General features: G+C 65.0%; 12 protein-coding genes and 1 pseudogene. 8 read left to right on the top strand and 5 right to left on the bottom strand.

Features of this window, described 5'->3' with window-relative positions; all coding sequences use genetic code 11:
• Positions 1–296 precede the first annotated feature (296 nt).
• A complete protein-coding gene (locus ACFPN9_RS24405) occupies positions 297–536 on the top strand; it encodes a hypothetical protein (RefSeq protein WP_156450761.1) in 240 nt (79 codons plus the stop codon).
• A 75-nt stretch (positions 537–611) separates the two neighbouring features.
• A complete protein-coding gene (locus ACFPN9_RS24400; protein WP_067988194.1) occupies positions 612–1,580 on the top strand; it encodes a hypothetical protein in 969 nt (322 codons plus the stop codon).
• A gap of 87 nt (positions 1,581–1,667) precedes the next feature.
• Here ACFPN9_RS24400 and recD2 read toward each other — a convergent pair whose 3' ends face one another.
• A complete protein-coding gene (gene recD2 / locus ACFPN9_RS24395; protein WP_067988191.1) occupies positions 1,668–3,857 on the bottom strand; it encodes an SF1B family DNA helicase RecD2 in 2,190 nt (729 codons plus the stop codon).
• 242 nt (positions 3,858–4,099) lie between these two features.
• On the opposite strand from recD2, the pseudogene ACFPN9_RS24390 reads away from it, so the two are divergent.
• Positions 4,100–4,372 (top strand): annotated as a pseudogene (locus tag ACFPN9_RS24390) (type II toxin-antitoxin system RelE/ParE family toxin); the annotation flags it as partial.
• Positions 4,373–4,415: 43 nt separating this feature from the next.
• A complete protein-coding gene (locus ACFPN9_RS24385; protein WP_067988183.1) occupies positions 4,416–4,730 on the top strand; it encodes a HigA family addiction module antitoxin in 315 nt (104 codons plus the stop codon).
• 74 nt (positions 4,731–4,804) lie between these two features.
• Here the strand turns inward: ACFPN9_RS24385 and ACFPN9_RS24380 are convergent, their stop codons facing one another.
• The 4 genes from ACFPN9_RS24380 to ACFPN9_RS24365 are packed head-to-tail and all read right to left on the bottom strand — an operon-like array spanning position 4,805 to position 6,826.
• Entirely contained in the window at positions 4,805–5,035 is a 231-nt protein-coding gene (locus ACFPN9_RS24380; protein ID WP_067988180.1) for a hypothetical protein, read from the bottom strand.
• A 21-nt stretch (positions 5,036–5,056) separates the two neighbouring features.
• Positions 5,057–5,689: a hypothetical protein gene (locus ACFPN9_RS24375; protein WP_067988171.1), complete on the bottom strand. Its 633-nt coding sequence runs from the start codon at positions 5,687–5,689 to the stop codon at positions 5,057–5,059.
• A 7-nt stretch (positions 5,690–5,696) separates the two neighbouring features.
• Entirely contained in the window at positions 5,697–6,389 is a 693-nt protein-coding gene (locus ACFPN9_RS24370) for a hypothetical protein (protein ID WP_067988169.1), read from the bottom strand.
• Between the two features lie 59 nt (positions 6,390–6,448).
• Entirely contained in the window at positions 6,449–6,826 is a 378-nt protein-coding gene (locus ACFPN9_RS24365) for a hypothetical protein (RefSeq protein ID WP_067988168.1), read from the bottom strand.
• 352 nt (positions 6,827–7,178) lie between these two features.
• Here ACFPN9_RS24365 and ACFPN9_RS24360 point away from each other — a divergent pair, with 352 nt between their 5' ends.
• From ACFPN9_RS24360 to ACFPN9_RS24345, 4 genes are all read left to right on the top strand, one after another.
• A complete protein-coding gene (locus tag ACFPN9_RS24360) occupies positions 7,179–7,562 on the top strand; it encodes a hypothetical protein (protein WP_067988163.1) in 384 nt (127 codons plus the stop codon).
• Positions 7,559–9,334 carry a hypothetical protein gene (locus ACFPN9_RS24355; RefSeq protein ID WP_067988160.1) on the top strand — a complete coding sequence of 592 codons (1,776 nt, stop codon included), beginning with the start codon at positions 7,559–7,561 and terminating at the stop codon, positions 9,332–9,334. Before ACFPN9_RS24360 ends, ACFPN9_RS24355 begins: the two co-directional genes overlap by 4 nt.
• A 1,022-nt stretch (positions 9,335–10,356) precedes the next feature.
• Complete coding sequence (locus ACFPN9_RS24350; RefSeq protein ID WP_067988157.1) at positions 10,357–10,827, top strand: GIY-YIG nuclease family protein; 471 nt, start codon at positions 10,357–10,359, stop codon at positions 10,825–10,827.
• Positions 10,828–10,841: 14 nt separating this feature from the next.
• Positions 10,842–11,429, top strand: a complete 588-nt coding sequence (locus tag ACFPN9_RS24345) for an AbiJ-NTD4 domain-containing protein (RefSeq protein WP_067988155.1) — start codon at positions 10,842–10,844, stop codon at positions 11,427–11,429.
• Positions 11,430–11,489 lie beyond the last annotated feature (60 nt).

Below are 11,489 nucleotides of genomic sequence, written 5' to 3'. Positions count from 1 at the left end.
ATCGGGGATCTCTCGGTTCAGGGTTGGCGTTCGCAACCCAAACCTAACCGGCAATCGCCGATGACCACCCTCAGCTACACCACGCTATGGGACACGACCGAGCATCGCCTGTTGCCCACCAACGGCCTCGCCTAAAGCGGGGCGATGATGAACCGCGCGACAAGCGTGGCCGATCAAGGAGAAGCCGCAACCGCCGCCGATCATGTCGTGATCTTGCGTCTGCTCGGCGGCCGCCAGGACTGGGCCTCGATCCTGAGATCGACCGATCCCTGACCCGCGGCGGCAGGTTGCCTGGCTTGGAAGTCATCACCACCGTCGAAGGCGGCGCCCATATCGCATCCGCCTCATCCTCCGGAAGCTCGCGGGATGCGGATCAGGCGAGGAACATGGAGCAGCAGGGTTGCATCATGCTCCTCTCGCGCCCGCCGTCCCCTTCCTGCCAATTAACCATGATCAAGGGTGCGGCCCGCAGCGGGGGTTTTTGCCTTGATCGAACATATGTTCATGATATGTTCTTTCTTGCGGCGCCCGCGTGATCCGGAGGAGCAGGGCGACGAGTCAGCCAGGCGGATCCGCCGCCTATCATCGTCTTCAATTTCCGGGGATGCTCAATGCGTATCGAGAAGGCCATGTCGGACCGGCCCACGAACCCAGGCCAGCAGACCCGGTGGGTCGCCTATGTCGAAGGCAATTTGGCGGGCGGCTATCTGCCGAAGTATGCCTTCACCTGGCGCGGATTCGCCTGTGGTGAAAACGATGCCATCACCAACGCGGCGAAAGCCGCCCAGCTTGCGCTGCGCACCTTCGATGCCCTCGACAGGCGGCCCGTCACGTTGGCTGATCCGTTCGTGGCGACGGCGTTGCGCGTCGAAGCCGTGCCTGAGGGATACCCCACTCGCAACGACTTCACGCATGGGCTGAGCGTCGTTGGGGAGCCCTTCATCCAGCGAGGTGGCCCCGAGGAGAAGCTCTGCTTCACCGTGGAGCGGTCCGACTACATTCCCGGATCCAGCGAGCACAAAGTCGCAAGCCGGGTCAGGCGCGAGATCGAACGTCTCCTGATGATCGACCCCGCCATTCGCCGGGCTGCCCGGGACGGGCGGCAGATCTCCATTTCCTGGCAAACGCGTGTCGATGTGCTCTATCCGACCGGAGGTCCTCAGCGCCCGTGCCGCGAGGTGGGATTCAGCGTGTGCGACGAGCGGCACGTCGGCATTCCCCTCGCTGAAGCGACCGCCAACGCGATCCTGATGTTAATGCTCCAGGCGCGCGTCGCCTACAGCACCTGGAAGCAGTGCCGCCTGTTCTCCCTGATCTGGTGGCCCCCGGTCAACGAGCGGCCCGGATATCAGGACGCATTCGAGGAGCAGAGGGCGAGGTTGCTGTGCAATCCCGGCAGGCTTTTCGGCGAGGCCATCTGGGACCTGCTGAGGTTCGGGCATGCCGACCTGGCGGCGCATGCCGTTGCGATGGCCGATACGACCGAGCCGCGTGTCTCTGCTCCAATCGCCGAGAGCGCCGGGACTTCCAAGGCCGCGCGGACGGTGCCGTCCTTACCCAACGCCGCCACCCTGAACTGATCCCCGATCAGGGCGACGAGCCCGATCGCTCTAAACGCCTCCATGCCACGATGGCATGGGGGCGCCTGCCGCTGGAATCTGACCCCGTCACGCGCGGGCGGCCGGCGCCAACCATTCGCGGAGCTTAGACCATCTCCGCCGGCCGGAAGTGTTTTTGACAGCCATGGCGACTGCTTTCTTCTGCCCCAGCAGGATGACGAGGCGCCTGCCGCGTGTGACGCCGGTGTAGAGCAGGTTCCGCTGCAGCATGGCGTAATGCTGGGTCAGGACCGGGATGACCACGACCGGATATTCAGAGCCCTGCGATTTGTGGATCGTGGTGGCATAGGCCAGCACCACCTGGTCGAGCTCGCCGAACTGGAATGAGATGGAGCGGCCATCGAAGTTGATCGCCATCTCGCCGGTGTCAAGGTCGATCGCCTCGACGAAGCCGACATCGCCGTTATAGACTTCCTCGTCGTAATCGTTCTCGATCTGCATCACCTTGTCGCCGATGGCGAAGGTGGTGCCGAACTTCTCGATGCGGGGTTCGGTGCGCGGGTTCAGCGCCTTCTGCAGCTCAATGTTGAGCGAGCGTGCACCCACGCCGCCGCGGTTCATCGGGCAGAGGACCTGAATGTCGCGGACCGGGTCGACGCCGAAGCGGCGCGGGATGTGCTCCCGGACGATCTCGATCAGGCGTGGTACGGCGATCTCCGGATTGTCGGCCGGCACGAAATAAAAGTCCGTCTCGCTCTCCGGCCTTGTGAGGTCCGGCAGCCTGCCGGCATTGATCCGATGGGCGCTCTGGATGATCTGGCTTTGCGCGGCTTGCCGGAACACCTCCGTCAGATGGACGACGGGCACGGCGCCGCTCGCGATGATATCGGCCAGCGCCTGACCCGGCCCCACGGGCGGCAATTGGTCAACGTCGCCGACGAAGATCACCGCGGCGTCGTCCGGCACGGCCTTCAAGAGCGCGTTCATCAGCAGGACGTCGACCATGGACGTCTCGTCGACGACGAGCAATTCGCAGGCGAGTGGATTCTCGTCGTTGCGCTTGAAGCCGCCGGTCTTCGGATCGACCTCCAGCAGGCGGTGGATGGTCTTCGCCTCGCGCCCTGTCGTCTCCGTCATGCGCTTCGCGGCGCGGCCGGTCGGGGCGCAGAGCAGGAGATCGACGCGCTTGGCCGCGAGGATCTTCAGGATGGAATTGACCAGCGTGGTCTTGCCGACGCCAGGCCCGCCCGTGATCACGGTGACCTTGGAGGCGAGCGCGGTGCGCACAGCCGCCTTCTGGCTGTCGGCGAGCGTCAGCCCGGTCTTTTCCTCCACCCAGGGGATGGCCTTCTCCGCGTCGATCTCGGGCCAGGGCGTTTTGCCGGATTTCAGGACCTTCAGCCGGGCGACGATCGACTGCTCGGCTCGGTAAAGCCCGGCGAGGAACACGCAAGGGCGCTCCTCGACTGTATCGGCGATGACGGCGCCGGTCTCGAGCTCCAGCTTCAGCGCATCGATAATCAGGCCTTCCGGGATTTCCAGCAGTTCCACGGCGAGAGGCAGGAGTTCATTGCGCGGCAGGCCGCAATGGCCATCGTCGAGCGCTTCGGTGAGGGCATAGGAGATGCCGGCACGGGCCCGGATCATCGCTGTCTTATCGATGCCGAGCTTCATCGCCACGGCATCGGCGGTACGGAAACCGATGCCGCGGATGTCGCGCGCCAACCGATAGGGGTCCTCCGAGATCAGCTGGACGGCATCGTTGCCGTAGGTCTTGTAGATGCGAACCGCACGCGAGGTGCCGACACCATTCGCGTGGAGGAAGATCATGATCTCGCGGATGACCTTCTGCTCTGACCAGCCGGCGACGATCCGCTCCGCCCGCTTCGGCCCGATGCCGGTGACCTCGCGCAGCCGATCCGGCTCGGCCTCGATGACGTCGAAGACCTTCTCACCGAAAGCGCGCACCAGCTTCTTCGCATAGACCGGACCAATGCCACGGATCATGCCGGAGCCGAGATACTTCTCGATGCCCTCGATCGTGGTCGGCGGCATGGCCTTCAGGAAGCGCGCCCGGAACTGGATGCCGTGCTGGCGGTCGTTCGACCATTCCCCGCTCGCCTGGATGAACTCGCCGGCGGATATAACCGCCGCGTGCCCGACGACGGTGACAAGATCGCGTTTGCCGCGCGCCTTCACGCGCAGCACCGCGAAGCCGTTCTCCTCTGTGTGAAAGGTGACGCGCTCGACGAGGCCCGCCAGGACCTCGGTCGCGGATTCAGCCGGATGGGGTTTCATGGCGGTTATATTCCGCGGTTCTCCGATTGAGAGAAAGGACCCTGGCGGCCCTCGTTTGCCGCGCTGTGGCGTCTGTTGACGCTGCCATCCTTTCCTCGCGCTCGCTTGCCGGGCCGCCGCGTCTCGTTTCCGGCTCGGGTCTTCGCCACCATCACCAATCCTCAGGCTGTGCCGCCCCAGGAACGGGGTTCCCGGCGTAAGCTATTCGTTGACGTGCGTAAGCAATAAGCTTACTTTCCATCATGATCCGGTCTTTCAAGCACAAAGGCCTCTCCGAGCTATGGGAGAAGGGACGGACCGCGAAGGTCGACGCCAAGCTGCAAGACCGCGTGCTTCGCCGCCTCGATGCCCTCGACGTGGCCGGAAGACCGGAGGACATGAACCTCCCCGGTTTCGACTTCCATGCGCTGAGGGGCTTCTACCCGACGCGGTACACGGTCCATGCCAACGGGCCGTGGTGCATCACCTTCGCCTTCGACGGCTTGGACGCCCTAGCCGTCGATCTGGAGAACTACCGAGGCCGTGCCCCCATCCCGCGCTACCGTCAGGAGCCCCGCCATGCCCGACACGATCCCCGCCGTACGATCCCGTGACCGCGCCCCGATCCATCCGGGCGCTCTGCTGCGCGAAGACGTCATTCCCGCTGTCGGCAAGCCGAAGGCGGAGATCGCGCGACTGCTCGGGATTTCCCGTCAGCATCTCCACGACATCCTGTTAGAGAAGAAGCCTGTCTCGCCAGCGGTGGCGGTGCGGCTTGGCAAGCTCTTCGGAAATGGCGCCGGCCTTTGGATCCGCATGCAGGGAGCCTACGATACCTGGCATGCCGAGCGCGAGGTCGACGTCTCGAACATTCCGACGCTGACCGCGGCCTGACGGGGCAGCCCCCGACCAATCCCGCGTGGCGCTCGCGGCCTGCCGCGACGTCGCCAGGCAGGCTAGCGGTAGGGTCAGCGGTGTGCCTGAGACCCCGGTGCCAGAGACAGTGCCCCGGAGGCCGTATGCTTTTCCAGCCAGATCGAGAAGGCGGCGTCCCGACCGAAGACCCGGCGCATCAGCGCGAGAGAAGCCGTGGCCGCCCGTGCCGGGGATATGTTGCGCATCGTCATCAGCTGGGCCGAGTGGTTGAACCAGATTTCGTCGAAGTCGCGATCGCGGTCGAGTTCGTTGTCGAAGTCCATGATATGTGCCTCCTTCCAGGCTCAGAGACGGCCCTTGTTGGCCGCGAAATACGCTTGCAGTTTCGTGATGAGAGCCGGCGAGGCTGCGGTCAGCACGTCGCAAGCCCGGCGGACGTTCGGATTCTGATGTCGGAGCAACTTCCCCATCAGGGCGAGATCGTCCCGTGGCGCCGCGGCGATCGATTTGACGAGGTCGCGGACCTCGTCGTCGGCGTTGCGCGCCAGGGACGCCAGCTTGTCGCGGGCGACCTCCAGCTGCGCCTCGGCGCTGGTCGCGCGGCCGTTCGCGTCGGTGACGGCCTTGAACGCGATTTCGGCCGCACGCCTTTCCACGCGGGCGTCGAAGCTGCGGGTCCGCTCCTCGTCGAGGAGCCGGGCTGCGTCAGCGCTTCGACGTTCGGTTTCCGCGACCAGCGTCGACATCGAGGCCATGGCGAGTCCGGTCGAGGTTGCGGCCATGAGGAAGCCCGCGACGATGGCTTTGCGCGTCAGATCGCCACGCACCCGCTTCTCCGTCGCTGCCGCATGGCCGAATTGGGTTTCGGCGCATGAGACCCGACGATCGAGATCGTCGATCGCGTCGAAAACGGGCGCGACGGGATCCTTGTCGCGCACGCCCGTGGACATTCTCAGCGCCTCGGTGAAGCGGGCCATGCCGATCTCACCAGGGCCGGAATTCCGGATGGTCGAAGAAGGTCGCCTCGACCGTGCGGATCATGGTCAGGGCGCCCTGCGCCTCGAAGCGGTTCCGGCCGGCGATCATGGCGTGGGGCGGCGTGCTGGTGCGGTGCACGTCGGCCATGGTCATGCCCAGATGCGGGAGGCGGGCCGGCTGGCCGATCTGGCTGGCGAGCTTGACGAAGGCGGGATCGGCGATGGCCGCGTCGGCGTCGAGCCCGCCAGCCTCGTTGTGGACGAGCAGGATCGAGGCCGCCCCGCAATTGAGCGCGATCCGCGCCGCGGCGGTGATGCCATCGCGCTTCGAGATCGGGACGATGAAGCGGATGTCCTCCGCGACCGCCGCGCCCCGGTCGTTGACCCATCTGAGGACATGGCCCTCCATGTTCGCGCCCAGGTCCACGATCGCCGGGCGAGAGCTGCCGAACACCCTGTTCTCGAGGAAGGGCACCACGGCTTCCGGCCTGTCGTCCTCCAAAGCGTTCTCGGGCGGCATCGACTTGAAGTAGCGCCGAGAGGTCGGGTTCGCGGGCTCGACGTCGAAGATGTCGATCTCGACCTTCCGGAAGATGGCGGTGCTGGCCATGAGCATCGCGAGGGTGCTCTTCCCGCCGCCGCCGGCGGCAGCGAGGACGTACTTCTTGCCGGGCGAGGCGGCCTTCGTCGTGGTGGTCATGGATCACTCCTTATGGTTGTCTGGTTGGTCGTGGGCCAGGCGGTGGTGATCGGCTTGGTTCAGTCGATGGCATCCGGTCGTCGGAGGTTCGCCACCGTGCGCGGAATGGGCCGGCCGTTTTCGGCGACGAGAATCGGTATGGCCGGGGCCTGGGCCGGCGCCGGGCGGCGGGGACCGGCTTTGCGGGGACGCCCCGGTTTCCCGGGCTCGCCCGTCGGCCTGTTCCTGCGCCGGTACTGCGCGGCATAGTTCGCGGCGAGCTCCGGGCTGATCTGGAAGCCGTTACGAGCGAGATCTGCCAGAATGTCTTTCCAGTGAACGTCGCGCTCGAGCGCGGCTTCGATCGCCGGCATCATCTTGAAGAACTCGCTCTTCAGGGACACTGCCGTCGGCCGCGGAGCGAGCCGGGCCAGGCTGTCGGTTCGCGGGTCGCTCATGCTGCTGCCCTCCTTGCGCCTATATTGGCAGCATGATTTCTCGGGCGCACGTTGTTTAAGTCGCCATGAAGATCGTTCATGCCGAGCGCGCCAAAATCGTCAAACGCGTCAAAATAATATTCAGCGAAATATTGCGAGCTTTAACGTATCCAATTTTGTTAGAAACGTTGCGGCTATGTTCCAGATATGATCGCAGTCAATTTTATTGGATGTAGGATCAACTACAGTATGCCAGTGACGACATGTTTACGGCGCTGCCGCCTGACATGTCTGCTGGCCAAGGGGCTCTGCCCCCGTGGACCCCCGCCGCCCTTCGGTCGGGCTGTCCGCGCGAACGCACGGAAGGCCTGCCATGGCAGACCGAAAGCAAGATGAGAAGGACGAGAAGAGCCGCCCCTTCGTCTTCCGAGTGGCGAAGGAAGAGGCGGAGAAGCTGGTCAAGGTCGCCGTGGCAATGGGGGTAACCCCGGGCCAGCTGGCACGAAGCATCATCGAGCGCGAAATCGGCCTGATCGCCCGAACCGCCACGGTCCGGCGCCGGGTCGCCAATGCCGACCTGCTGGGCCAGGCGCTGGGTCAGCTCGGCTGGGTCGGCAACAATATCAACCAGGTTGCCGCGCACCTGAACGGAGGCAGGCCCCTGCCTTGGAGGCAAGATGAGCTGGAGCGTATGCGGCTCGACCTGGACACCGCCTTGAGTGCCGTCATGGCCGCGCTCGGACGGGGGCGGCCATGATCATCCGATCCAGCTATGTGAAGGACGATCCCAACCGGGTGGCCCATCTCCTCAACACCAGGAACAACAGGCGCGTCGTCGAGCACCGCGATTTCGACCGCGGTTATCCGGGCGATCTGCGCGGTTTCCTGGCGTTCTCTTCCGCCCTGACCGCAGTCCATCCCAGGGCGCGGATCACGCTCGGGCACTTCAAGATCTCGCCGGCGCAGGCCTTGAATCGCAGGCAGCTACTTCGTACGGTCGCCCATATCCGGCGGGAGAACGGCATCTCCCGCAATCACCCGATGCGCTTGATCGAGCATGACAAGGGGGACAGGCCGCCGCATTTTCATCTCCTCTTCAGTGCGGTCGATCCTGCGACGGGGCGGGTCCTCAGCTCGAAAGACAACTATGTGCGCGACGAACTCGTCAGCCGCCGCCTTGAGATCGCCTTTGGCGAGGCTCTGACGCCGGGGCCGAGGGTTCAGCGGAACGCTGCGGACCTACGCGCTCGTGGCCGGGATCGAGAGGCGCAAATTCTCGAACCCTGTGAGCCGGTCCGCAGACGCGACAAGGATAGCGAGGCCGACCGCCAGCAGGCTGCCCGGACGAAGCTGACGCTGGCGGAATTCCGTGACCGTCTCCTCGCCGCCGTCAGGAAGGGGCTGCACTCAGGAGCCCTTCCTCGCGCCCTTGCCGCGCAGGGCTTCTCGGTTGCGATCGGGAACCGCAAGGAAACCCTTATGGCCGTCCACGACGAAACCGGCATGGCGCTACCTTTCGCCGCGTCGGTCGAGATCGCCTCGTGTGGGAGCCTGGAGATGATACCGTCGGTGATCGCGCAACTCCGTCGCGACGCACCGCCTCTTGCCCAGGCTCGCCGCGAGGGAGCGGCCCGGACGCTGAAACGAGCCGAGCGCGATCTCGACCGTGAAATCGATCGGGGCCGTTTCGAGGCTGCGGCGGACGGTGAGTTCGACAGCATCTTCAGCCGGATGCGGCGCGCCCGCGAGAAGGCAGAGGCCGATTCCAGCAAGGTCGGGCGGGGCCAGTCCCAGGCTGCAATGCGCCGGGCTACCCTGGCGACCCGACGCGAGACGGCCCGGATGAGGCAGTTGAGGATCGACCGGGCTTTTCGGACGGCGCGCATTCTGCAGTCTCGCCGCGCTCGCAAGGTTGCCTTCGCCCTGGCCGCAGGTGGGATGCTGTTGACCGGCGCGGGGTTGTCGGTTGCGCTTGGTGTCGGCTTCGTCGCGACCATCGCCATGAAGGGTTACGGCGACACCTTGCGCGCTCACGCGCGGATGCTGGTGGCCCAGAGGCGCGCGGCGGTCACCAGAATCCGCCCTCTGCCTAAAAGGCAGGTTGCGCCGGTCGCCGTCACGGAAAGGGGGATGGCAGATCCGCAGAAGCCGTCCGCCCTCGCGTCTACCCCTCCTGAGAAGGAACGCAAGCCGGCGGGCTTCGACTTCGCCCTGATCGGAAAGTCTCATCGCGTGCTCGCCGCGATGGCCCTGGAAGCCCTCTCGGGCGGAGCCGTTCCGATTGCGCGCGATGCCCTGCAGCGCGCGCTCGGGGAGGATGCCTTTGCCGGTCTGGTGTCGCTCGCCCGAGGCGGCAGTGTGCGGCAGCGCAAGGTGGTCCGGTCATGGAACGGTGGCCGCTCCATCCACGCGTTCGCGGCCGAGGCGGCCCTGCGCCGCGCCGGGGAAGTCGATTCGGCGAAGGCCATGGCCGCCATCGGCCGTCAGCGCAGGCTCAGGGAGCGCGGTCAGACGAAAGGCCGGGGTTGACCGGGGGCGTCAAGCGGGCGTTCCGGTCCGTCTGCGCTTGAAGCCAGACGAGAACCTCCGCGCGGTCGTAGTAGGGCCGGCAACCCTCCCGAATGACCGCCGGAGGGCCCGTCCGGCGCCGCCGCTGGGAACTCAGGGCTGCCTCGGAAATCCCGAGGATCGCGGCGAGTTCCTTCGCCTTGATCTGGGCACGCGGAAATTGGCGAACAGATTCGATCTGATAGGCGAGGGAGGACATGGCTTGACGACCGCTCCGGAGCGAGAACGCTTCGTCGCTTCGCGAAGCATCGGAGCCATCAAACGCGAGATCGGCTATATGCCCCGCGAGTCGTCGATCCGCATGCGCTAGACTACTGGCGCTTCTACGTCCGAGCCGCCCCGCTACAATCTTGCCTCATCGGCAGCCAGGATTGCGGGTCGTCACTCCGCAATGCACCCGGCCAATCGCACGGTTCCATACGCAAATAATATGATGAAATACCTAGCTGTCAATCCATTTGTTTGAACGGCGCGTTTCCGTTTCGGCATCGAGTCGGCCCCCAGAGATAGGCGCGACCCTCCAAAACGTGAAAATCCGCGACAAGACGCCGACGGGAATTGCTCTTTGGCAAGGCCCAACTATCATCATCGAATGGTTGTTTCCGCGAGGAATAATGCAATGCAGGTCCGTCTGGATGAAAATGCCTTGCATAAGATGAAGTGGCACGCCCGCGAGGTTCTCGCACCCGCACGCCATGGGCACACGCTCGAGGCTCTGGCCCGCGGACTAGGCGCAAATACCTACAGAGGACCATTAACCTATGCCCGAAACTTCGGCGGGATCATGTAGGATGGCGACGGCTTGAAGGCGGTAGCATTTCTAGCCGAACGAGAGGTCACGGTTCGGTCCGGCGGACTCGCTGATGTTGTCGCGGGGCATTTGGTCAAGCGCGAGCACTTCTGCTGAGGGTCAGAGCAACTGGTGGCAGCGTCCCCGCCCAGGTCGCCGGCTTTGCCTCGCCGTCTCGGCCAGCGGAGGAACGATGAACCCCGATTTCGCCGCGATGGCCGAGAGCCTGCACCCCTCGTTCGAGCGTCTTGTCGCCGGACAGGCATTTACCGGCGGAGCGCTGCCCCGCGACATGCCATTGAGCTGCGTCTACCTGTTCACCCAGGGCGGGCGACACCTCTACGTCGGACGCTCGAACGAGCTGCGGAAGCGGTACGCTAGGCACTGCAACCCGGGCGCGACGCATCGCATGGCGGCATTCGCGTTCCGCCTGGCCCGGGAGGCCACCGGCAAGGCCAAGTCGAGTTACAAGGCCGGGGAGGACAGCCGAGCCGGCCTGATCGCGAACGCCGAGTTCCTCGCCGCCTTCACCGAAGCCAAGGCCCGCATCCGCCGAATGGACTACCGGTTCGTCGACGAGGCCGACCAGACTAGGCAAGCGCTGCTGGAGATCTATTGTTCGGTCGCACTGCGAACGCCGTACAACGACTTCAATACGCACTAAGCGAGCAAGGTGACATGGACGAGCGTAGCTCATTCTCGGCACGCCACGGATACGCCGCGCCTGAGGCCGAGATCACGGTGCGCGAGGACGCGCCCGAGCTCGTGAGGGCCGCGGTGCTCGCTCTAGGGAATGCAAGCGGCATGTCGGTCGACACGCTTCGCTCGACTGTCTGCGAGGTGCTGTTGCGCGTTCCGGACCGCAACAACTGGAGCCCGTCGAACGTCTCGGAGGAGACTCAACACCTCGTCTTCGAGGCCCCGTGGTTCCGCGTCTACGACATCGCCGAACGCATCTACGACCGGCTCTACAACCAAGGTCGGCGCGCAGAGGTCGAGTTCGCCTATCAGCTGAACGAGGTCTTTCGCGAGCATGGCATCGGCTACGAGATGAAGGACGGCCGGGTGATCGGACGCGGCTCCCTGGCCTTCCGGGAGGCGACCGAAGAGGCGATCAGGCTAATGGACGCGGCTGCTAAGCCGACGGCTGCCATAAAGATGCGCCACGCGCTTTCGGACATCTCCCGCCGGCCGCCGGACATCACCGGCGCCGGGCAGCACGGGATGGCTGCGGATTCCGATTCCGACCGGCCATCATTCCGATAATTGACCGGCCGGGATTCCGATAATTCTCCGGCCACCATTCCGATTAATGACCGGCCACCA

Source organism: Allobosea massiliensis (assembly GCF_042655245.1).
Taxonomy (GTDB): domain Bacteria; phylum Pseudomonadota; class Alphaproteobacteria; order Rhizobiales; family Beijerinckiaceae; genus Allobosea; species Allobosea massiliensis.
This window is presented reverse-complemented; position numbering and strand designations above follow the sequence as displayed.